Genomic DNA, 23491 nt, shown 5'->3' with positions numbered 1-23491 from the left:
TTTATGCACAAATTAAATGCTTGTGATAATTTTATCCCTCTTATAAAAAAGAGGGGATAATATCTTTAAGATAGTGTTATTTTTATTCTTTTTTCAGTTCCTTTTGTGGATAAAATTGAGGATAAATAATAATCCACACTAAACACAGTTATAAATAAGAATAATTCTTTCTTTAATATAAATTTATTAATATAAATTTCTGTAAAAAATACTTTTGAATAACATTTCATTGATGCTATAATTTTAACTCATATTTTTGTTATTAAAATAATTAAATACTATTTGGATTTTATATTTTTTCAAGTTTTTCATATAATTACTTAATATTACAGGAACAAATTTCATATAAATGGTACTTGCAGATTAAAAAAATTGAGTGTAGGATATTTTTTCTTAAAGAATATTTCACTCATAAATTTCCATAAATTATTTAGAACAATCTTCTCCTTAATTACAAAGAGCATATTTCATGCAAAAAATGAAACTACAAGAACTTAAAAGCAAAAATCCCGTTGAGCTTGTTTCTTTTGCTGAAACATTAGAAGTTGAAAATGCCTCCCTTATGCGCAAACAAGAACTAATGTTTGCTATCTTGAAAAAACTTGCTCTACAAGACGTTGAAATTATAGGAGAAGGTGTTGTCGAAGTTTTACAAGATGGATTTGGATTCTTGCGCTCTGCTGATGCTAATTATCTTCCTGGACCTGATGATATCTATCTTTCACCTGCACAAATACAGTCGTTTTCTTTAAAAACAGGCGATACAATTGAAGGCCCCATACGTAGTCCAAAAGAGGGAGAACGTTATTTTGCTCTCCTTAAAATTAATACAATTAATTTTGAAAAACCTGAAAAGATCCGTTATAAAATTCACTTTGATAATCTTACTCCCCTCTATTCAAATGAACGTTTTCAAATGGAAATACAAGATCCTACAGAGAAAGATATGTCATCACGTGTGATTGATTTGATATCTCCATTGGGAAAAGGACAGAGGGGACTAATTGTTGCACCACCACGGACGGGAAAAACAGTTTTACTTCAAAATATTGCTCATTCTATTACCACTAATCATCCTGAATGTTATCTCATTGTTCTTTTAATTGATGAACGACCAGAAGAGGTTACTGATATGCAGCGTTCAGTAAAAGGAGAAGTGGTTTCTTCTACTTTTGATGAACCTGCAATACGTCACGTACAAGTGGCAGAAATGGTCATTGAAAAAGCCAAACGTCTCGTTGAATATGGGCGTGATGTTGTTATTCTCCTCGATTCTATTACACGTCTTGGGCGTGCATATAATACAGTTGTTCCTTCTTCGGGTAAAGTTTTAACAGGTGGTGTGGATGCAAATGCCCTACAGCGTCCAAAACGTTTTTTTGGTGCAGCACGTAATATTGAAGAAGGCGGATCTTTAACCATTATTGCAACGGCTTTGATTGATACAGGAAGTCGTATGGATGAGGTTATTTTTGAAGAATTCAAAGGAACAGGTAATTCGGAAATTGTTCTTGATCGTAAAGTTGCTGATAAACGTATTTTCCCTGCTATGGATATTTTAAAGTCAGGAACGCGTAAGGAAGAACTTCTGGTAGAACGACAAGATTTACACAAAATTTTTGTTCTTCGTCGTATTTTAGCATCTATGAATGTAACTGATGCAATTGAATTTTTGATTGATAAATTAAAGCAAACGAAAAATAATAGTGAATTTTTTGATTCAATGAATACGTAGAGTCATTAAAGTTTTTATTAGGATAAAACCTGTGGATACAATCTTTGCTGTTTCGAGTGGATTGTTACCTTCAGGGGTTGCAGTCATTCGGCTTTCTGGTCCTCATGTTGTGGATATAGTTAAAACGCTTTGTGGTCGTTTACCTAAAGCACGTTTTATGCATTATGGAAATCTTACTGCTCGTGATGGTGGTTTTTTAGATTCTGGTTTAACTGTTTTTTTTCCTGCTCCTCATAGTTTTACGGGGGAGGATTGTGCGGAATTCCATTTACATGGAGGAAAAGCAGTCGTTAATCGTTTTCTCGATGAATTGTCAACATTTTCTGGATGCCGTATTGCAGAGGCAGGTGAATTTTCACGTCGCGCTTTTATGGAAGGAAAATTAGATCTTGTTCAAGCAGAAGGTCTTGCTGATTTAATAGAAGCAGAAACGGAAAGCCAACGGCGTTTAGCTGTTATGGGTACAAGTGGACATTTAACGACGCTTTATCGTGATTGGCGTCATAAGCTTATGAAGGCGCGTGCTTTTATTGAGGCAGAACTTGATTTTGTTGATGAAGCAGATATTCCCAACGCAATATCTGATAAAGTTTGGAAAGATGTTGAGGATCTTTGTACTTCTATTAGGGAATATATTACTGAAGGAGAACGTGCGAGTATTTTACGTGATGGATTAAAAATTGTTATTGCTGGTGCTCCAAATTCTGGAAAATCAAGCATTATGAATCGTCTTTCAGGAAGATCTGTTGCTATTGTAACGGAAGAAGCAGGAACAACCCGTGATGCTTTAGAAATGAGAATTATTCTTGGTGGTTTACCTGTTTTTTTAACCGATACTGCTGGTTTTAGAAAAACAGAAAATAAAATAGAACAGATGGGAATAGAAGTTGCTAAACAGCATGTTAGAGAAGCTGATTTGGTTATTTTGGTTTATGATATAGGAAATCCTAAGCAAGTTGATTTACCAGAAACATCGGCTGAAATATGGCATGTTGGTAATAAGCTTGATCTTTATGAAAAAAATGATCAGCGTTGGTCTATACAATTTTCCGCATTAACTGGTTTAAATTTTGATTCTTTTATCAAAGAACTTGAATTATTTTGTTATCATCGTGGTTCTGAAATTGGAAATATTGTTCCAGCACGTAAAAGGCAACTTCAATTATTAAAAGAAGCTGTTAAAGAGATTGAGTTTGCTCTCAATTATCATTCTTTTGATCTCAGTTTACGTGCAGAACATCTCCGTCGTGCAAGTGATTTTCTTGGAAAAATTACAGGAGATATTGATGTTGAAGATTTGCTTGATATCATTTTTTCAGAGTTTTGTGTTGGTAAATAATGATTCACGTGAAACATTGATTATTTCATAGACAGATTATAAAGATTATGTAATTTATATCCTGTTTCACGTGAAACCTTAGAAATTTTCTACGGAATGAATTAAATGCGATCATATGATGTTATTATTGTTGGTGGTGGTCATGCTGGCTGTGAAGCGGCTTCAGCTTCAGCACGTGTAGGAGCCAAAACAGCGCTTGTTACACATAAAATATCAGCACTGGGAACAATGTCGTGTAATCCTGCTATTGGTGGTCTTGGAAAAGGGCATCTGGTTCGTGAAATAGATGCGTTAGATGGTCTCATGGGAAGAGCAGCAGATGCTGCTGGAATTCAGTTTAGACTTCTTAATAGACGTAAAGGACCGGCAGTAAGAGGACCACGGACACAAGCAGATCGACAACTTTATAGAGAAGCAATTCAAAAATTATTAAAAGAACAAGAAAATCTTATTCTTATTGAGGATGAAGTACTTGATTTGGTTGTTAAAGATAATTGTGTATCAGGTGTTATTTTAAAAAAACAAGGAACAATTTTTTCTGGTGCTGTTGTTTTAACAACAGGTACATTTTTAAATGGCTTTATTCATATTGGTAATAAAACATGGGCTGCTGGTCGTATGGGAGATCAGTCAAGTGTGAAACTTGCTGAACATTTGAAAAAATATCATATAAAACTTGGACGATTAAAAACAGGAACCCCTGCTCGTCTGAGTAAAAAAACAATTGCTTGGGAAACTCTCCAAAAACAACAAGCAGATGAAAATCCCGTTCCCTTTTCTCTTTTAACAGAGAAAATTGAACAGCCACAAATTGAATGTGCAATAACGCGTACAAATGCACAAACACATAAAATTATTCGCGAAAATATCTATCGTTCTGCTTTATATTCTGGAAATATTGAAGGATTAGGACCACGTTATTGTCCTTCAATTGAAGATAAAATCGTTAAATTTGGAGAACGTGATGGACATCAGATTTTTCTAGAACCAGAAGGATTAAATGATGATACTGTTTATCCAAATGGTCTTTCTACTTCTCTTCCTGAAGATGTACAAATTTCTTTATTGAAAACCATTGAAGGATTGGAAAATGCTACAGTTTTGCAACCTGGCTATGCTATTGAATATGATTTTGTTAATCCTCAACAATTAACGAAAAGTTTGGAAGTACGCTCTTTACCAGGTTTGTTTTTAGCGGGCCAAATTAATGGCACAACAGGATACGAGGAAGCGGCAGCACAAGGTCTTTTAGCTGGATTAAATGCTGCACGCAAGGTAGGTAAATTAGATGAAATACTTATAAGTCGTTCTACTGCTTATATTGGTGTTATGGTTGATGATTTGGTTTCACGTGGTGTTTGTGAACCTTATAGAATGTTTACATCACGTGCTGAATTTCGTTTATCTTTAAGATCTGATAATGCTGATACGCGTTTAACACCTTTGGCAAAAGAATGGGGTATTGTGAGTAAAGTACGTTGGGATTATTATCAGAAAAAGCAACAACGGCTTGATCAAGCACGATCAATATGTCAAAATCTCTTTTTAACACCTAATGAAGCTTCTGCTCATGGATTACACGTTAACCATGATGGAATTCGGCGTTCGGCTTATGATTTTCTTGCATATCCTCATATGACTGTAGAGCGTCTTTCACATTTATGGCCACAATTACAAGAAATTGATTCTAAAACAGTTGAAGCTTTAGAAATTGAAGCACAATATGCGGTTTATTTAGATAAACAAGCACAAGATATTGCCTCTCTTCAAAGAGATGAACGTTTAGAAATTCCTTCTTCTCTTAATATTGAGGCAATTTCAGGTCTTTCAAATGAACTTAAATCAAAAATTCAAGAAGTATCGCCTCGTTCAATTGCTGATGCACAAAAAATTGATGGCATGACTCCTGCCGCATTATCACTTATTATTACATATATTCAACGTCAACGGCGTGAAAAGGCTAAAACAGCTTAATGGATTTTTCTACAGAAAAAAAATATCAACAATTATTAAATATTATTCCTTCTGTTTCACGTGAAACGATGGAAAATTTAATGCAGTTTGAGTCTTTAATACTTCAATGGAATGCACATATTAATTTGATATCTGCTACAACTATACCAGATCTATGGACACGACATATTTTAGATTCAGCACAAATTTTTCCTTTGTATGCTCACTCTTTACATTGGTGTGATTTAGGATCAGGAGGAGGTTTTCCTGCAATTGTGATTGCTATCTTTTTGAAAGAAAAAAAAGCAGGACATATTAATCTTGTTGAAAGTAATGGGAAAAAAGTTGCTTTTTTGCGAACAGTTATTGCTCAACTTAATCTTCCAGCAACGGTTTATCACGCTAGAATTGAAGATATATATCAAAAAATTCCCATATCTGATATTATAACGGCACGAGGATTAGCGCCGCTTGATACTCTTTTACAACTCATTTTTCCTTTATTAACAGAAAAAACAATAGCTCTTTTGCAAAAAGGTCGGGATTACGCTACAGAAATAAAAAATGCCTCTGCCAATTGGCACTTTGATCTGTTAAAACATAAAAGTAAAGTTGATGAAAATTCTGTTATTTTGGAAATTTCTCATATTCGATCATATAGAGGGTAGAGCAAAATGAGCGAAACACGAATTATCGCTATTGCAAACCAAAAGGGTGGAGTCGGAAAAACAACCACAGCAATTAATCTTGCTACAGCTTTAGCGGCTATTGGTGAAAATGTCCTTATTATGGATGTTGATCCACAAGGTAATGCTAGTACAGGTTTAGGGATTGATCGTAATAGCCGTCCTTTATCTTCTTATGATGTTTTGGTTTCGGGCGTTTCAATTACACAGGCGGCTTTAAAAACAGCCGTACCCAATCTTTATATAGTTCCCTCTACACTTGATCTCTTAGGAGTGGAAATGGAAATTTCTTCATCAAAAGATCGCATACAACGCTTACGTAAAGCTCTCTATGATGATCCGGAAATGGAAAAAAAATTCAATTATGTTTTAATTGATTGTCCTCCTTCCCTTAATCTTTTAACACTTAATGCTATGGGGGCTGCGGATTCTGTTTTAGTGCCTATGCAGTGTGAATTTTTAGCACTTGAAGGTTTAAGTCAATTACTTGAAACAGTAAAACAAGTGCGATCCGTACTTAATCCATCTTTAGAGATCCAAGGTATTGTTCTAACAATGTATGATGGACGTAATAATCTTTCAAATCAAGTTGTTGAAGATGTACGCTCTTTTATGGGAGATAAAGTTTATCGTACTGTTATTCCACGAAATGTAAGAGTATCAGAAGCGCCCTCTTTTGGTAAACCTGTATTGCTTTACGATCTCAAATGTGCTGGAAGTCAAGCTTATTTGCGTCTAGCATCAGAAGTGATTCAACGTGAAAAACAAGCACGCGCTGCTGCTTAGTAATATAAAAAAATAATCTAAAAATTCAAAGAGAAAAATTATGAATGATGATCTCTCAAAAAAAAGACTAGGACGTGGATTAGCGGCATTGATTGGAGATATCAATTTAAACAATAATATTGCACGTTCATCAAGCTTTGATAAATTAAATGAATCCGGTAGTCTTTCTGAGCAATTTATTCCACTTGAATCTATTTCATGTAATCCTCATAATCCTCGGCGTCATTTTACTGAAACAGAGCTTGATAATTTGACACAATCAATTCGTCAACACGGTGTGGTTCAACCGGTTATTGTAAGGCCTTTAAGAGATCATCCTCATCGGTTTGAATTGATTGCTGGTGAACGGCGCTGGCGTGCAGCACAACGTGCAAATTTAAACCAATTGCCAGTTATTATTCGCGATGTAGATGATAAAACGGCTTTGGAATTGGCAATTATTGAAAATGTTCAACGTGCAGATCTTAATCCTATCGAAGAAGCAAAGGGATATGAGATGCTTCTAAATGAACATGATTATACACAAGTAGATTTAGCGCAAGTTATAGGAAAAAGTCGTAGTCATGTTGCAAATACGCTTCGTTTGTTAAAACTTCCAGAAAAAGTACAACAATTTTTAACTGATGGACAACTTTCCGCAGGTCATGCACGTTGTCTTATAACCGTTGATAATCCACAAGATTTAGCTGAGAAAATTATTCGTGAAGGGCTTTCTGTACGTCAAACAGAAATACTTGCATATGAGCAAGCTAATCCTAAAACTAAAAAACGTACCAATTCGGAGAAAGATGCTGAAACAAAATCTTTAGAAAAATTACTTGCAGATGTGATAGGAATGAAAGTTATTATTCGACATGGTAAAAAAGGTGGAGATTTAAAAATACATTACTCTTCATTAGAACAATTAGATGAAATTTGTCGGCGTTTACAAAGTTAATCAATTGTTCTAAAAATGTTTTTTAACAGTTATCTTTTAAAATTTTTATTATTCTATACATATACTCTTTAGCAAATTCTATATTGCTTGAAGGTAAAAAGTTTTTTTCATAAGTAGAATTTTCTTCATTAGTAAGTACATACAATGTCGCTTGAAGTGCTAGGTGAGCAACAACAAAATCTTTCGGTGTTATATTATTTTCTTTTAAAATATTCACAAGTTTTGGATTATTAGAAATATAGGCAGCGTATTTTTCAATATTATCATTATAAGTATTTAAATCACTTTTTTTATTTGTTTGTTCTGGTTTTGAATATAAATTTTTACATTCTATTTTGATTTTTTCCAGCTTTAAAAGAAGATCTTCTGTTAAGGGATAATTTGCAATGAAAGGCGATATAAAAGAAAGCTCATCTATTTCTTGTTTTTTTTCTTGAGCGTATGATGCAAAAGGAAAAATGAAGAAAAAGCACAATAGAAGTTTAAACATGACTAAAATTATCCTTTCTTTTTTGAGTTTCAATAAATATTTTTTCGTCTGTTATTCTTTATTTTTAGAAAAACATTTGTTAAATGTAATCGAAATAAACACAATTATTAGGAATGATAAAAACACGGTGATTTTTTAATGCACGGACTTTTTTATTAGATTAATGGGATGATATTTTTTAATGTCTCATAGCTGATTAGTTGCTCAAAATGAGTTTTTCACAGCTATCTAAAAGAATTGTCGCTTTAAAAAAATGTTTTTTAACAAATTCAAGATTGTTTAGAAATATAGTATTTTTCTCAGTAGAATATTCCTTTTCAGGTACAAATATGAGAAGCATTGATATTTCTTTAAGAGCTAAGGTTCCTGAAGCAAAATCTTTCGGTGTTATATTATTTTCTTTTAAAATATTTACAAGTTTTGGTTTACTAGAAATATAGGTAGTGTAATTTTCAATACTAGAATGGATACTAGAATCATAACTTATAAGATTATTTTTTGTTTCTGGAAGTAAATTTTTACATTCTTTTTCAATTTTTTCCAGCTTTAAAAAAAAATCTTCTGTTAAGGGATAATTTGCGATGAGAGATGATATAAGAGAAGAATTATCTGTTTCCTTTTCCTCTGCCCTTGTTAGTTGAATATGTATCACGAAAAGAAAAAGGAGGAACAAACGTAATACGAACTTAAGCATGATTAAAAATTATCCTTTCTTCTTCGAATTTCAGCAAAGACTTCTTCATCTGTTTCTTCTTCCATTACAAGGTTTCTTCGCAACACACTATCATCCCAGCGGAGAAAGGGATTTGTTGTTTTTTCTTGCCCTAAAGTAACAGGAAGAGTCATGGCATTTTTTGCGCGCAGTAAAAAAACATCTTCTACTCTTTGCTGGAGTTTTTTATTATGTGGGTCAATTGTTAGCGCGAAAAGAGCGTTATTTTTTGTGTACTCGTGTCCACAATAGAGGAGTGTTTCATCGGGAAGTTTACGAAGTTTTTTTAAAGAATTTAGCATTTGTGCAGCTGTTCCTTCAAAAAGACGTCCACAACCAAGTGAAAAAAGTGTGTCTCCAGCAAACAGTAATTTTTTTTCAGAAAAATAGTAAGATAGCGCTCCTAGCGTATGGCCAGGTGTTGATAGAGCTAAAAGTGTGTGAGAACCAAAAAAAAGTTTCTCATCATGGTGAAGTGTTTGATCAAGATGATGAATCTTTTCTTTTTCTGCTTCTGGTCCAATAATTATAGCATTGTAAACTTGTTTTAATTCTGCTAGGGCTTCTACATGGTCGTGATGATGGTGAGTCACAAAAATAGTGTTAAGTGTCCAATTACGGCGCTTTAAAGCGTTATGAATCGCTTTGCTTTCTGGAGCATCTATTGCGGCTGTCATACCACTTTTTTCATCATGAATGAGCACACCAAAATTATCTTTTCGACAGATAAACTGTTCAATCAACATGTTTTTTCTCCTGAACAGTGTTTCGCAATGAATCTATAAAATAATTTGTGATGGTAAGTTTTTTAAGAATCAGATTTGTCCTCTTCTGTAAAAAGTCCTTTTGAATGTTTTATAATGATAGGCATTTGGGTAAGCATGAAAAGGACTGTTATAGGCATGACGCCAAAAACTTTGAAACTCGTCCAAAAATTATCGCTAAAATTGCGCCAAATAATTTCATTCAAAAGAGCAAGAAAAATGAAAAAAAACGCCCAACGATAGGTCAATTTTTGCCAGCCTAAATCATCAAGTTTTAAGGTAGAATCAAGAGCATAACGCAAAAGCGGTTTTTTAAAAAACATTCCACCAAAAAGTATCAAAGCAAATAAGCTATTAATGATTGTTGGTTTCATTTTTATGAAAGTTTCATTATGAAGCCAGAGAGTTAAAAAACCAAAAACTAAAACAAATATTCCCGAAATAAGAGGCATAATAGGAATTTGTTTTGCAAGAATCCATGATAAGCTTAGAGAAATAATAATTGCTACCATAAAAATAGCTGTTGCAGGGAAAATAGGCTTGCTAAAATTTTGAAAAAATTCAATGTTTTTTATCAACCATTCTCCTTTATAATTGGCAAAAAAGAAGGCGACCAATGGTCCCATTTCTAAAAGAAACTTAAGTGTTGGTGAAAGGGGCGTTTTTTTATTGTTATTCACATTTTTTTCAGAATTATTATGTGAATTAGAGTTAGATAAAGGCTGTTTCATGCATGTTTTCCTGCGATAGTTTCGGCAAAGTCAGAAGCAGAAAAGGGTTGAAGGTCTTCAATATTCTCTCCTATACCGATAAAATAAACGGGTAATTTATATTTTGCTGCGATAGCGACAAGAATTCCTCCTCGTGCTGTTCCATCCAGCTTTGTCATGACCAAACCATTAACACCAGCAATATCACGGAAAATGTCCACTTGGTTGAGTGCATTTTGTCCGGTCGTTGCATCAAGTGTTTGAAGGATTGTATGGGGCGCTTGGGGGGTGTGTTTTCTTAAAACACGAATAATTTTTGCTAACTCATCCATCAATTCAGATTTATTTTGTAAACGTCCTGCTGTATCAATAATTAATACATCACTGTTTGCTTTTTTTGCTTTCTCAAAAGCATCAAAGGCTAAACTTGCAGCATCTGCACCTAATTTTGTAGAAATAACAGGAGAATCAGTACGTTCACCCCAAATATGCAGTTGCTCAATAGCTGCGGCTCGGAAAGTGTCACCGGCTGCAAGCATAACTTTTAATCCCCCTGCTGTTAATTTGGCTGCAAGTTTTCCAATAGTTGTCGTTTTTCCAGTGCCATTTACACCTACTAGCAAAATAACATGAGGCTTATGGCTGAGATCAAGTTCTAATGGTATTGCAACAGGTTCCAGAACTTTTTTGATCTCATCAGCTACAATAGTATGAATGTCATCTGGAGAGAGGTCTTTTCCATAACGACTGGAAGCTAAAGTATTCGTGATGCGCGTTGCCGTTTCTACACCGAGGTCAGCTTGAATCAGAATATCTTCGAGCTCTTGCAGTGTAGCTTCATCAAGTTTTCTTTTAACAAAGAGGTCACTAATTGATCCGCTTAGGCGTTGTGAAGAAAGCGATAGACCTTTTTTAAGGCGTCCAAACCACGCTGTCTTTTTTTGTTCAACAAAGGATTCAGACAAAATTTCTTCATCCTTTTTTTCACGGATGGTGTTTGTGACAATAATTTTTCCATAAGGGGGAATTTTAACAGAAAGGGAAGCTTTATCAGAATGAGATTCTAAAGGTGGAGATTTTTCATCACACTTTGTAGGTGTTGACTTTTTATTTTTTGTTTGTTCTTCTTTTTCTGTATCTATAGAGATTTCGTTGTTTTTTGTTCTTTCATTTTTGTCCTTCTTTTTTTCTATGATATCACTTTTATCAGGAATAGAAATTTGTTCCATTTCCTGCTCTTTAGATTTGTTAAAAGAAAATATTTTTTTTATAAAAGATTTTGTCATAAGAAATTTCCTGTTCAAGCAGCGTTTAATTTTGGAAGGACAGCAATTAATTTATCGCCATCATGGTCAACGATAAGGGCTTGAACAATTGTTCCTGCTTTTACACCTTTAATTTGTACAAGAGTATAATCTTCCGTTCGTCCGATTTCATCTCTTTCAACGAGAATTGTTTGTTGACTGTTTTTTAAATGAGCAAGATGCTTTTGGTAAGCTTCCTCACCTGCTTTACGTAGTCTTTCAGCACGCATTTTCACTATTCTACGGTTGATTTGTGGCATACGTGCGGCAGGTGTTCCTTCTCTTGGACTAAAGGGAAAGACATGTAGGTGGGTTAAATTACACTCTTTAATCAAAGCAAGACTGTTTTGAAACATCTCTTCTGTTTCGGTAGGAAAACCAGCAATTAAGTCGGCACCATAAACCATTGTAGGACGTTTGGCATGCAATTCTTGGCAAAATTGAATGGCATGTTCACGCAAATGCCGTCGTTTCATCCGTTTTAAAATCATATTATCACCTGCTTGCAAAGATAAATGCAAATGGGGCATGATTCTTTTTTCATAGGCTAAAAGATTTATGAGTTCTTCATCTGCTTCAATAGAGTCAATAGATGAGAGGCGTAATCGCGCTAAGTCAGGAATATGATGCAAAATAGCTGAAGTTAATTTTCCTAGAGTAGCTTTTCCAGGAAGATCGTGGCCATAACTTGTAAGGTCAACACCTGTAAGGACCACTTCTTGAATACCCACATCTGTCAGCTTTTTAATTTGTTCTATGACAGCACCCATGGGAACTGAACGAGATGGTCCACGTCCATAAGGAATAATGCAAAATGTACAGCGGTGATCGCATCCGTTTTGTACCTGTACAAAAGCGCGGGTACGTTCTTGCATTGCACTAACCATATGTGGAGCAATTTTTTTCACTTCCATGATATCATTGATACGCACCTTTTCGGTATGGTTAATACCAAAATCAGGAAGTTGACGATAAGAATGGGCGTGAAGTTTATCTTCGTTTCCTAAAACGAGATCCACTTCTGTCATTGAGGCAAAATTTTGTGCTTCTGTTTGGGCTGCACATCCTGTTACAATGATGCGCGCATGAGGATTTTCACGTCGCGCTTTGCGGATAGCTTGTTTTGCTTGTCGTACGGCTTCGGCAGTGACAGCGCAGGTATTAAAAATAATAGCACCATCTTTAAGCTGGTTTAGCCCTGAAGAAGTGCTTTCTTTGCGAATTATTTCCGATTCGTAGCTATTGAGTCGACAACCAAAAGTTACAATTTCTACTGCCATCAGGAGTGATCCTTTTTGTAGCACCCTGTTAAAGGGCTTAAAAAACCACTAAATTGATATTTTATTGGTCCTGTCATGATAATATGATCGTCTTCTCGGTAAAAAATATTAAGAGCTCCCTTTGGTAAATTCACATCAACATGGCGCTCTGTAAGTCCACGACGATAAGCAGCCACAGCACTTGCACAAGCAGCACTCCCACATGCTTGTGTTAATCCTGCCCCTCTCTCCCATGTGCGTAAATTTAGACTTTTCTTTGACGTTATGCAAGCAATGGAAATATTGCACCGTTCGGGAAACAGGGGATCATGTTCAAGTTTTGGTCCATATTTTTCTAAAGGAAAATGTTGAATATCATTTTCAATAAAAAAGATAGCATGGAGATTGCCAATGGATATAAGGCAAGCATCTTTTAGAGGACCAGCCGTAATTTCTACGTGATTGGTATCAACTATTTCACGTGAAACAGGCATCTCTTTTGCATTGAAATTTGGGCATCCCATATCAACAGAGATAAGATCGCCGGTTTGGCGTTTTCCTTCAATAATGCCAGCAGGAGTTTCTAAACGAAAATTTTCACCAAAATTACGGTCTGTGAGCCATGCAATAACACAGCGGGTACCATTGCCACAAGCTTTAGCTTTTGAACCATCAGCATTCCATATTTCGATGCGGAAGTCGGCTTTTTTCTGGGTTGGTGTGTGGATAGCCATGATTTGATCAAAATGCATTTCGGGATCTACCGATAAAGCAAGGATTGCTTGTGGTGTAAAAGCATGTGCGCTTTCACGCATATCCGCAACAATAATTTGATTTCCAAGACCGTCCATTTTGCTAAATGGCGTTTTCATGAAACTTCTCTATTTCTAATGATTACTTAATTAAGGGATATATGACTGAAAATCTTATAAATTTCTAGTGTTTAATAAATATAAAATTGGGTATATAAATTATTTCATTTAAAATAAGTAATTTAAATCCTGTTTTTTTTCATTTGTTAATTTATCTTTGTAACTATAACAAATATTCACTTGATTTTTTATAAGCTTATTTATTGCTGTGGGAGAGAGTACAGACATGGCGTTTTCAAAAGTTTCGTTTTTCGTTGCACTATCAACTGTAATGTTTTTAGGGGGATGTTCAACAACACGGTTTGATGGTAATGACGATGGTAACGCATTAGAAGTTTTTTATCCATCTCAACAAATGACAATATTAGAAGCGTCTGATCTGTCGTCCACTTCTTCGTCGATATCTGAAGATGCAAACGCTCCGATGTATGAAAAAGGAGATTCTCAGAGCGATGGACGAATGGCTAGTCTCGAATTGCCAAGCAATGCCACTGATTTATTTCCTGCAAGTATTGCTGGGGTATGGAATCTTTCTATGGGAGGAAAAGTTTGCCGGATTGCAACTCCACAAACAAAGTTTGGACAAGGGTACCGTGCTGGTCCTTTACACTGTCCAGGAATTGCTTCCCAAGTGAGATCGTGGGCTGTTAAAGGAAAAAGATTATATTTTTATAATAACTCTGGACGTGTTATCCTCGTTTTTTATTCTTCAAATGTTGATCGTTTTGAGGGACGCACACTTGATGATCATCCCGTTATTTTAAGTCGTTAAATCATTTTTGACCGTTTATGAAAAAGTAAGTTATAGAAACAGATTCGTGAAAAAAATTTGTATTTTTCATTGAGAACGGTTTGAAAAAGGTTGTTTGGATGATTCTCGTTTCAACACGCTATAAGGAGTTGGTCTCTAAAGGAGAAGTTTGTTTTGATCCAGCTCAATTAGTTTTAACAGAGCATTTTGATCATTTATTAAAAAAAATTGAGGAACAAAATGTTTCTCGTCCTTGGTTTTTGGTATTTTTGTCTTTTTTAAAAAGAATACTTAAAAGGAAAAAACAAAATATTGCTCGTGTTGCAAAACAAGGGGCTGAAAATGGATCTTTTCAGGGGCTGTATATTTATGGTGAAGTAGGACGGGGCAAAACCATGCTGATGGATTTGTTCTTTTCTTGTTTGCCGAAAGGTCATAAAAAGCGCGCCCATTTTAATGACTTTATGGCTGATGTGCATGAGCGCATTAATTTGTATCGTCAAGCATCTGGGCATACAAAATCTAAACAGGATAATCCTATTTTAGCTGTTGCTGAAGATCTTGCACGAGAAACAAAGGTGCTTTGTTTTGATGAATTTAGTGTAACAGATATCGCTGATGCTATGGTGTTGGGGCGGCTTATTTCTGCTTTGTTTGATAAAGGAATTTTCTTTATTGCAACTTCAAATGTGGCGCCCGATAACCTTTATTATAACGGTTTAAATCGCGAACTCTTTTTGCCTTTTATTCAAGTTTTGAAAGCATATGTTCGTGTTGTTAATCTTGATGCAAAAACAGATTATCGTCTTGAAAAATCAAATCTACAGCCCGTGTATGTAACACCTTTAGGGAAAAAAGCAGATGAATGCATGGATAAAGCATGGGCACTTGTATTGCAAGGAAATAAGGAGATATCTGATGAGTTTTCTATAAAAGGGCGCCTTATTCCTATTCCGCGTTTTGGTGCGGGATGTGCACGCTTTGATTATCGAGATTTGTGTGTACAGCCTTTGGCCGCGGCTGAGTATTTGGTATTAGGCGAGCGTTATCATACGATTTTTATCGATAATGTACCGGTTATGGATGATACATGTCGCAATGAAACAAAACGGTTTATTTTGCTCATTGATACTCTTTATGAGCGCCACATACGATTATTTATGTCTGCAGCAGCAGATGTGGAGCATTTGTATAAGGGGCATGCGCAGATCACGGAAACATTTGAGTTTCAAAGAACACAGTCACGTCTTTTTGAAATGCAAAGTCACGATTATTTGAAACTTTGGGAAGAACATTTTCTTTTGAAGAAGAAGCATTGATTATACTTTTACCTTTACGTAAACTGTAAAAATAATAACTCTTTGAAATTAAAGATATGCAATAATTCTGTTGTATTTTTTTTAAATTCACTTTATCGATACATCATGATAATTTTCTAATAGTTGTTTGTGCGGAGGGTTATTGTTTTTGTGAAGAGAGAAATTTGTAAATTTCATTGCTTTACTCCTTTTTATGATATTGTTTAAATATGGTTGAAGTCAAAAATATTCAGTATACGGACGCAAATGAGTGTGCGCTGGATTGTCTAAAAGTTAGGAAAAAATAAAATGGCACGAAAAAAAATAGCTCTCATTGGTTCAGGTATGATTGGTGGTACTTTGGCACATATTATTGGGCTTAAAGAGCTTGGTGATGTTATCTTATTTGATATTGCAGAAGGTGTACCACAGGGTAAAGCTCTTGATATTGCTGAGTCTTCACCTGTTGATGGTTTCGATGTTCATTTAAAAGGGGCAAATGCCTATGATGCAATTGAAGGTGCTGATGTTGTTATTGTAACAGCAGGGGTTGCACGGAAACCTGGTATGAGCCGTGATGATCTTTTGGGTGTTAATCTAAAAGTTATGGAACAAGTTGGTGCTGGAATTAAAAAATATGCACCTTCAGCTTTTGTTATTTGTGTTACAAATCCCCTTGATGTAATGGTATGGGCATTGCAGAAATTTTCAGGTCTTCCAGTGCATAAAGTGGTTGGTATGGCTGGTATTCTGGATTCAGCGCGTTTTCGTTACTTTTTATCTGAAGAACTTAAAGTCTCTGTCAAAGATGTGACAGCTTTTGTTTTAGGTGGGCATGGTGATTCAATGGTGCCTTTGGTGCGTTATTCAACAGTTGGTGGTATTTCTTTGCCTGATCTTGTTAAAATGGGTTGGACAACACAGGAAAAAATTGATCAAATTATTCAACGTACCCGTGATGGTGGTGCAGAGATTGTTAGTTTGTTAAAAACAGGTTCTGCTTATTATGCACCAGCAGCTTCTGCTGTTTCTATGGCTGAGGCCTACTTAAAGGATACTAAGCGTGTTATGCCTGTTGCAGCCTATCTTTCAGGGGAATATGGGGTTAATGATACCTATGTTGGGGTACCTGTTGTACTTGGTGCAGGTGGTGTTGAACGAGTCATTGAAATTGATCTTGATAAAGAAGAAAGAGGTGCTTTTGATTATTCAGTAAATGCGGTTAAAAAGCTTTGTGAAGCTTGTATTGCTCTTGTGCCTAGCCTCAAGTAAATTGAACAGGATTTTGTTCATTAAAATTAAAGTATTTAGAATATTATAACTTTAGGACTAATAATAATCCATAAAAGAAAAGGACAAATGCATGAATATCCATGAGTATCAGGCCAAACGTCTGCTTCATGAATATGGAGCACCAATTGCAAATGGTGTCGCTGTTTATTCTGTAGAGCAAGCTGAAAAATGGGCGGAAAAATTACCCGGATCTCTCTATGTGGTTAAAAGTCAGATACACGCTGGTGGTCGTGGTAAGGGTAAGTTTAAAGAACTTGGTCCTGATGCAAAGGGTGGTGTTCGGCTTGCAAAATCTGTTGAAGAAGTTGTTGCAAATGTTCAAGAAATGCTTGGAAAAACTTTGGTAACCAAACAAACTGGTCCAGAGGGTAAGCAGGTCAACCGCCTTTATATTGAAGATGGTGCCGATATTGAACGGGAGCTTTATCTTTCACTTTTGGTTGACCGTAGCGTTGGTCGAATTGCTTTTGTTGTTTCAACAGAAGGTGGAATGGATATTGAAACGGTTGCTGAAGAGACACCAGAAAAAATATTCACGCTTCCCATTGATGCTGTAGAGGGTGTTACTTCTGCTGATAGTGCAAGACTTTGTGATGCGTTGGAACTACAAAGTAGTGCGCGAGAAGATGGTGAAAAGCTTTTTCCGATTCTCTATAAGGCATTTTGTGAAAAAGATATGAGCCTTTTAGAAATCAATCCGCTTATTGTGATGAAAGATGGTCACTTGCGCGTTCTTGATGCAAAAGTTTCTTTTGATAATAATGCTCTGTTTCGTCATCCAGATATTTTAGAATTGCGCGATCTTTCAGAAGAAGATCCAAAGGAAATAGAAGCATCAAAGCATGATCTTGCTTATGTTGCTCTTGAGGGTACGATTGGTTGCATGGTTAATGGTGCTGGGCTTGCTATGGCAACAATGGATATCATTAAGCTTTATGGAGCAGAGCCAGCGAATTTTTTGGATGTTGGTGGTGGAGCATCAAAAGAAAAAGTGACAGCTGCTTTTAAAATTATTACGGCCGATCCGAATGTTAAGGGCATTTTGGTTAACATTTTTGGTGGTATTATGCGTTGTGATGTCATTGCTGAAGGTGTGGTTGCTGCTGTTCGTGAGGTTGGTTTAAAGGTTCCCTTGGTTGTTCGTCTTGAAGGTACTAATGTTGAGCAAGGTAAAGCAATTATCAATGAGAGTGGTTTGAATGTTATTCCTGCTGATGATTTAGATGATGCTGCCCAAAAAATTGTTGCAGCCGTGAAGGGAGCTTAAGTTATGTCGATTCTTGTGAATAAAGAGACAAAAGTTCTCGTTCAAGGGCTTACAGGAAAAACAGGAACATTTCATACAGAACAGGCGCTTGCTTATCATGGTACGCAAATGGTTGGTGGCGTTAATCCTAAAAAGGGTGGAGAAACATGGGAGGGTTCAAAAGGCGAAACTCTTCCTATTTTTGCTAATGTTGCAGAAGCAAAAGAAAAAACAGGCGCGGATGCTTCTGTTATTTATGTTCCTCCTGCAGGGGCTGCGGCAGCTATTATAGAGGCTATTGAAGCTGAAGTTCGTTTAATTATCTGTATTACGGAAGGTATTCCCGTTATGGATATGGTGAAAGTAAAGGCGCGATTAGAAAACTCAAAGTCGCGTCTTGTTGGTCCTAATTGTCCCGGTATTCTTACACCAAATGAATGTAAAATTGGTATTATGCCTGGTTCTATTTTTAGAAAAGGTTCTGTTGGCGTTGTCTCGAGGTCGGGAACTTTAACTTATGAAGCCGTTTTTCAAACGAGTCAGGAAGGTCTCGGGCAAACAACTGCTATAGGGATTGGTGGCGATCCTGTTAAGGGTACTGAATTTATTGATGTGTTGGAAATGTTTTTAGCGGATGATGAAACCGAGTCTATTGTTATGATTGGTGAGATTGGTGGTTCTGCTGAAGAAGAAGCAGCACAGTTTCTGCAAGATGAAGCAAGAAAAGGTCGTAAAAAGCCAGTTGTTGGCTTTATTGCTGGCCGTACGGCTCCTCCAGGACGCACAATGGGACATGCTGGTGCTGTTATTTCTGGTGGTAAAGGTGGAGCAGAAGATAAAATTGCGGCAATGGAATCAGCAGGGATTCGTGTGTCTTCTTCGCCATCACAGATAGGTAAGACTTTGATGTCAGTTTTGAAAGGCTAAAAGAAAGTTTCACCTGAATAAGAAAAGGTTCTTAGATTCAGGTGAAAAAGCTTGAGTATAAATAAGGTAAAACTTTTTTGAATGTTCGATCACTGCTTGTTTGTAAGCATTTAAAGATCAAAAAGAGATATGAGATATAAGGAGACGGAATAAATGTTCCGGAGAAGTATATGGCAAGGCAGGACGAAATAAATAGCCTTTTTGCACAGACATCATTTCTTTATGGTGGGAATGCGGATTATATAGATCAACTTTATGCTCAATATGAAAAAGATCCTACCAGTGTTGATTCACAGTGGCGTGCTTTTTTTGAAGGACTTCATGATAACAAAGAAGATGTTCTTAAAAATGCTGAAGGAGCAACATGGCAGCGTGATCATTGGCCATTAAAAGCAGAGGGTGAATTGATTTCTGCTCTTGATGGTGATTGGTCTTCTCTTGAAAAATATTTTGGCGATAAATTAAAGGAAAAAGCAATAACAGGTGTTGCACAAAAGGGAAAAACTTCCAGTGAACAAGATATTATTCGTGCAACACGTGATTCTGTTCATGCAATTATGATGATTCGTGCGTTTCGAGAACGGGGACATCTTCATGCACAACTTGACCCTCTTCAATTGGCCGAAAAACAAGAAGATTATAAAGAACTTTCTCCAGAAGCTTATGGTTTTACTCCAGCTGATTACGAGCGTCCCATTTTTATTGATAATGTTTTAGGGTTGGAATATGCAACTATTCCGCAAATGCTTGAGATTCTCAATCGTACCTATTGTTCAACAATCGGTGTGGAATATATGCATGTTTCTGATCCGGTTCAGAAAGTATGGCTTCAAGAACGCATTGAAGGGCGAGATAAAAAAAATTCTTTCACACAACAAGACAAGAAAGCTATTCTGAATAAGCTTATTCAGGCAGAGGGATTCGAACAGTTTTTAGACACTAAATATAAAGGTACAAAGCGTTTTGGACTCGATGGTGGTGAGGCGCTGATTCCCGCTCTTGAACAGATTATCAAATGTGGTAGTGCTTTGGGGGTTAGGGAAGTTATTTTAGGAATGGCACATCGTGGTCGTTTAAATGTTCTTTCACAAGTTCTTGCCAAACCGCATAGGGCTATTTTTCATGAATTCAAAGGGGGATCTTACAAGCCTGATGATGTGGAGGGATCCGGTGATGTCAAATATCATTTGGGAACTACCGCTGATCTGGACTTTGATGGTAAAAAAGTTCATTTATCGCTGTTGGCCAATCCATCTCATCTTGAGATTGTTGATCCGGTTGTTATGGGAAAAGCACGTGCTAAACAAGATCAACTTATGGGACCTGCGCATACTGATTTACTCCCATTAAGTGAGCGTTCAAAAGTGATGCCATTGCTTATTCATGGTGATGCTGCTTTTGCAGGACAAGGCGTTATCCAAGAAACTTTTGGTCTTTCAGGTCTTAAAGGTTATCGTGTTGCGGGCTCACTTCATGTTATTATCAATAACCAGATTGGTTTTACAACATCCCCACGTTTTTCACGTTCTTCGCCTTATCCATCAGATGTCGCAAAAATGATTGACGCACCAATTTTCCATGTGAATGGTGATGATCCTGAGGCAGTTGTTTTTGTTGCCAAAATAGCAACAGAGTTTCGCCAAATTTTTCATAAACCAGTGGTTATTGATATGTTTTGTTATCGCCGTTATGGGCATAATGAAGGTGATGAACCTTCCTTTACGCAGCCGCTTATGTATAAAGCAATACGTAATCATAAAACAACACTTCAACTTTATAGTGACCAATTGGTAGAAGAAGGAATGGTTACTTCAGAAGAGATTGAGCAACAAAAAAAATTATGGCGCGATAAGCTTGAAGGTGAACTTGAAGCAAGTGCTTCTTACAAACCTAATAAGGCTGATTGGCTTGATGGAAGCTGGACGGGACTCAAGGCTTTTAGTAGTTCTGATGAGCAGCATTCTAGAACAACTGGTGTTGAATTAAAAACTTTAAAGGAAATTGGTCAGAAAATTGTTGAAATTCCAGCAGATTTTCACGTTCACAAAACCATTCAACGTTTTTTAAATAATCGTGCTAAAATTTTTGAAACCGGTGAGGGTGTTGACTGGGCAACTGCTGAAGCTTTAGCTTTTGGTTCACTTTGTTTGGAAGGAGCACCGGTTCGTCTTTCCGGTGAAGATGTTGAGCGAGGAACTTTTTCACAACGTCATTCAGTTCTTTATGACCAAGAAAATGAGGCGCGTTATATTCCTTTGAATCATTTACAAAAGGGGCAAGCACTTTATGACGTTGTTAATTCTATGCTTTCTGAAGAAGCTGTTCTTGGTTTTGAATATGGATATTCTCTTGCTGAACCACGAGGATTAACACTTTGGGAAGCACAATTTGGTGATTTTTCTAATGGTGCACAGGTCATTTTTGATCAATTTATTTCATCCGCAGAGCGTAAGTGGCTTCGTATGTCTGGTCTTGTGTGTTTATTGCCTCATGGTTTTGAAGGGCAAGGGCCGGAGCATTCTTCTGCACGTTTAGAACGGTTTCTTCAACTTTGTGCGGAAGATAATATGCAGGTTGCTAATTGTACAACCCCTGCAAATTATTTTCATATTTTGCGTCGACAAATTAAGCGTGATTTCCGTAAGCCATTGATTTTGATGACACCGAAATCACTTTTACGTCATAAGCGAGCTGTTTCTCTTCTCAATGAAATGGGGCCAGAAACAAGTTTTTGTCGTGTGTTACTTGATGATGCAGAATGTCTCAAAGATTCTGTCATTAAGTTGCAAAAAGATAATAAGATTCGCCGTGTCGTTCTTTGTACTGGTAAGGTTTATTACGACCTTTATGAAGAACGTGAAAAAAAGGGTATTGATGATGTTTATCTCCTTCGTATTGAACAGCTTTATCCTTTCCCTGCAAAAGTTTTGGTGAATGTGTTGTCGCGCTTTTTGCAGGCGGAAGTTTTTTGGTGCCAAGAGGAACCAAAAAACATGGGGGCTTGGTCATTTATTGAGCCTTATTTGGAATGGGTTTTGACGCATATTAATGCGCAATATTCACGTGCTCGTTATGCAGGACGTCCTGCGAGTGCGTCACCGGCCTCTGGGTTAATGGTGAAACACCTTGAACAACTGGCTGCGTTTCTTAAAGACGCGTTAGGTTCTTAATTTATTACTACTCTGATGTATGGAAAAATATTATGACTACTGAAATTCGTGTTCCTACTTTGGGCGAATCGGTTACCGAAGCAACGGTTGGCAAATGGTTTAAAAAACTTGGCGAAGCTGTCGCTATGGATGAGCCTTTGGTTGAATTAGAAACTGATAAGGTAACCGTTGAAGTTCCTTCTCCTGTTGCTGGGAAATTATCTGAAATCATTGCAAAAGAAGGCGATACGGTTGAAGTAAATGCTCTTTTAGGAGTGGTGAAAGCTGGCGAAGCTGGTGTCTCCCAATCATTTTCGTCTTCTGCTGCACCTGTTCCAGTTGCTTCATCTGAATCGGAGAAGCCTGCTTTGAGCAGTGCAATGCCTCCTTCTCCTTCAGCAGCAAAATTGATGGCTGAAAATAATGTTGCAAAAAGCGATATTTCAGGTTCTGGAAAACGCGGACAAATTCTTAAAGAAGATGTTCTTGGTGGATTAAAACAAAGTACAAATGCTCCTACACCCTCTTCTTCTGCGACGAGTTCTTCGGCAACTCCTGTCCAAGAAACACGTGAAGAGCGGGTTCGTATGACGAAATTGCGTCAAACAATTGCTCGCCGTCTTAAAGATGCACAAAATGTAGCAGCAATGTTAACCACATTTAATGAGGTTGATATGTCAGCGGTGATGGATTTGCGCAAGCGGTATAAGGATCTTTTTGAAAAGAAACATGGTGTTAAGCTTGGTTTTATGGGGTTTTTTACTAAGGCTGTTTGTCATGCATTAAAAGAACTTCCTGCTGTTAATGCAGAGATTGATGGGACAGATATTGTTTACAAAAACTATGTCAATGTTGGAATTGCTGTTGGAACGGATAAAGGACTTGTTGTCCCAGTGGTGCGAGATGCAGATCAAATGTCATTGGCAGAGATTGAAAAAGAGATTGGTCGTTTGGGGCGTCTTGCGCGTGATGGAAAATTAGCCGTTTCTGATATGCAGGGCGGAACTTTTACCATTACCAATGGTGGTGTGTATGGATCGTTGATGTCAACACCGATTTTGAATGCACCACAATCTGGTATTTTGGGAATGCATGCGATTAAAGAGCGAGCAATGGTTGTTGAGGGTCAAGTTGTGATCCGCCCCATGATGTATTTAGCGCTTTCTTATGATCACCGTATTGTGGATGGGCAAGAAGCTGTGACTTTCCTTGTGCGTGTTAAGGAAAGCTTAGAAGATCCGGAACGCCTTGTTCTTGATTTGTAAAATACAGTTTTCAGG

General features: G+C 36.7%; 20 protein-coding genes. 13 read left to right on the top strand and 7 right to left on the bottom strand.

Annotated elements, in window-relative coordinates; all coding sequences use genetic code 11:
- Positions 1 to 469: 469 nt before the first annotated feature.
- The 6 genes from rho (at position 470) to ACFILZ_RS00470 (ending at position 7436) form a co-directional block, all read left to right on the top strand.
- Positions 470 to 1735 carry a transcription termination factor Rho gene (rho, locus tag ACFILZ_RS00495; RefSeq protein ID WP_015857121.1) on the top strand — a complete coding sequence of 422 codons (1266 nt, stop codon included), beginning with the start codon at positions 470 to 472 and terminating at the stop codon, positions 1733 to 1735.
- 31 nt (positions 1736 to 1766) lie between these two features.
- On the top strand, positions 1767 to 3074 hold the full coding sequence (gene mnmE, locus ACFILZ_RS00490) for a tRNA uridine-5-carboxymethylaminomethyl(34) synthesis GTPase MnmE (RefSeq protein ID WP_375609983.1): 1308 nt from the start codon (positions 1767 to 1769) through the stop codon (positions 3072 to 3074).
- A 105-nt stretch (positions 3075 to 3179) separates the two neighbouring features.
- A complete protein-coding gene (gene mnmG, locus ACFILZ_RS00485; protein ID WP_375609982.1) occupies positions 3180 to 5048 on the top strand; it encodes a tRNA uridine-5-carboxymethylaminomethyl(34) synthesis enzyme MnmG in 1869 nt (622 codons plus the stop codon).
- A complete protein-coding gene (gene rsmG / locus ACFILZ_RS00480) occupies positions 5048 to 5695 on the top strand; it encodes a 16S rRNA (guanine(527)-N(7))-methyltransferase RsmG (RefSeq protein ID WP_375607902.1) in 648 nt (215 codons plus the stop codon). Before mnmG ends, rsmG begins: the two co-directional genes overlap by 1 nt.
- Positions 5696 to 5701: 6 nt before the next feature.
- Positions 5702 to 6499 (top strand): ParA family protein, encoded by a 798-nt coding sequence (locus ACFILZ_RS00475; protein WP_375606091.1) that lies wholly within the window; start codon positions 5702 to 5704, stop codon positions 6497 to 6499.
- A 40-nt stretch (positions 6500 to 6539) separates the two neighbouring features.
- Positions 6540 to 7436: a ParB/RepB/Spo0J family partition protein gene (locus tag ACFILZ_RS00470; RefSeq protein WP_375606090.1), complete on the top strand. Its 897-nt coding sequence runs from the start codon at positions 6540 to 6542 to the stop codon at positions 7434 to 7436.
- Positions 7437 to 7458: 22 nt separating this feature from the next.
- On the opposite strand, the gene ACFILZ_RS00465 is transcribed toward ACFILZ_RS00470, so the two are convergent.
- The 7 genes from ACFILZ_RS00465 to dapF all read right to left on the bottom strand — a co-directional run bounded on the left by ACFILZ_RS00465 (position 7459) and on the right by dapF (position 13547).
- On the bottom strand, positions 7459 to 7926 hold the full coding sequence (locus ACFILZ_RS00465; RefSeq protein ID WP_375609981.1) for a hypothetical protein: 468 nt from the start codon (positions 7924 to 7926) through the stop codon (positions 7459 to 7461).
- Positions 7927 to 8122: 196 nt separating this feature from the next.
- On the bottom strand, positions 8123 to 8620 hold the full coding sequence (locus ACFILZ_RS00460) for a hypothetical protein (RefSeq protein ID WP_375609980.1): 498 nt from the start codon (positions 8618 to 8620) through the stop codon (positions 8123 to 8125).
- 2 nt (positions 8621 to 8622) lie between these two features.
- Positions 8623 to 9384 carry a hydroxyacylglutathione hydrolase gene (gene gloB, locus ACFILZ_RS00455; protein WP_375609979.1) on the bottom strand — a complete coding sequence of 254 codons (762 nt, stop codon included), beginning with the start codon at positions 9382 to 9384 and terminating at the stop codon, positions 8623 to 8625.
- Positions 9385 to 9446: 62 nt separating this feature from the next.
- On the bottom strand, positions 9447 to 10133 hold the full coding sequence (locus ACFILZ_RS00450) for a septation protein A (protein WP_375609978.1): 687 nt from the start codon (positions 10131 to 10133) through the stop codon (positions 9447 to 9449).
- Positions 10130 to 11398 carry a signal recognition particle-docking protein FtsY gene (gene ftsY / locus ACFILZ_RS00445; RefSeq protein ID WP_375609977.1) on the bottom strand — a complete coding sequence of 423 codons (1269 nt, stop codon included), beginning with the start codon at positions 11396 to 11398 and terminating at the stop codon, positions 10130 to 10132. The genes ACFILZ_RS00450 and ftsY overlap by 4 nt, the downstream gene beginning before the upstream one ends.
- A 14-nt stretch (positions 11399 to 11412) precedes the next feature.
- On the bottom strand, positions 11413 to 12696 hold the full coding sequence (mtaB, locus tag ACFILZ_RS00440) for a tRNA (N(6)-L-threonylcarbamoyladenosine(37)-C(2))-methylthiotransferase MtaB (protein ID WP_375609976.1): 1284 nt from the start codon (positions 12694 to 12696) through the stop codon (positions 11413 to 11415).
- Entirely contained in the window at positions 12696 to 13547 is an 852-nt protein-coding gene (gene dapF, locus ACFILZ_RS00435) for a diaminopimelate epimerase (protein WP_375609975.1), read from the bottom strand. Before dapF ends, mtaB begins: the two co-directional genes overlap by 1 nt.
- A 226-nt stretch (positions 13548 to 13773) precedes the next feature.
- Here dapF and ACFILZ_RS00430 point away from each other — a divergent pair, with 226 nt between their 5' ends.
- From ACFILZ_RS00430 to odhB, 7 genes are all read left to right on the top strand, one after another.
- The gene (locus ACFILZ_RS00430) at positions 13774 to 14319 is read left to right on the top strand and encodes an AprI/Inh family metalloprotease inhibitor (RefSeq protein ID WP_375606082.1); all 546 of its coding nucleotides are present in this window, start codon (positions 13774 to 13776) and stop codon (positions 14317 to 14319) included.
- Positions 14320 to 14417: 98 nt separating this feature from the next.
- The gene (gene zapE / locus ACFILZ_RS00425) at positions 14418 to 15617 is read left to right on the top strand and encodes a cell division protein ZapE (RefSeq protein ID WP_375606081.1); all 1200 of its coding nucleotides are present in this window, start codon (positions 14418 to 14420) and stop codon (positions 15615 to 15617) included.
- A 288-nt stretch (positions 15618 to 15905) separates the two neighbouring features.
- On the top strand, positions 15906 to 16868 hold the full coding sequence (gene mdh / locus ACFILZ_RS00420) for a malate dehydrogenase (protein WP_375609974.1): 963 nt from the start codon (positions 15906 to 15908) through the stop codon (positions 16866 to 16868).
- Between the two features lie 91 nt (positions 16869 to 16959).
- Complete coding sequence (sucC, locus tag ACFILZ_RS00415; RefSeq protein WP_375606079.1) at positions 16960 to 18156, top strand: ADP-forming succinate--CoA ligase subunit beta; 1197 nt, start codon at positions 16960 to 16962, stop codon at positions 18154 to 18156.
- 3 nt (positions 18157 to 18159) lie between these two features.
- The gene (sucD, locus tag ACFILZ_RS00410; RefSeq protein ID WP_375606078.1) at positions 18160 to 19062 is read left to right on the top strand and encodes a succinate--CoA ligase subunit alpha; all 903 of its coding nucleotides are present in this window, start codon (positions 18160 to 18162) and stop codon (positions 19060 to 19062) included.
- Between the two features lie 170 nt (positions 19063 to 19232).
- Complete coding sequence (locus ACFILZ_RS00405) at positions 19233 to 22232, top strand: 2-oxoglutarate dehydrogenase E1 component (RefSeq protein WP_375606077.1); 3000 nt, start codon at positions 19233 to 19235, stop codon at positions 22230 to 22232.
- A 32-nt stretch (positions 22233 to 22264) separates the two neighbouring features.
- A complete protein-coding gene (gene odhB / locus ACFILZ_RS00400; RefSeq protein WP_375609973.1) occupies positions 22265 to 23476 on the top strand; it encodes a 2-oxoglutarate dehydrogenase complex dihydrolipoyllysine-residue succinyltransferase in 1212 nt (403 codons plus the stop codon).
- The last annotated feature ends 15 nt before the right edge of the window (positions 23477 to 23491 follow it).

The sequence above is a fragment of the Bartonella sp. AP40SXNS genome, from assembly GCF_042195825.1.
Taxonomy (GTDB): Bacteria; Pseudomonadota; Alphaproteobacteria; order Rhizobiales; family Rhizobiaceae; genus Bartonella.
This window is presented reverse-complemented; position numbering and strand designations above follow the sequence as displayed.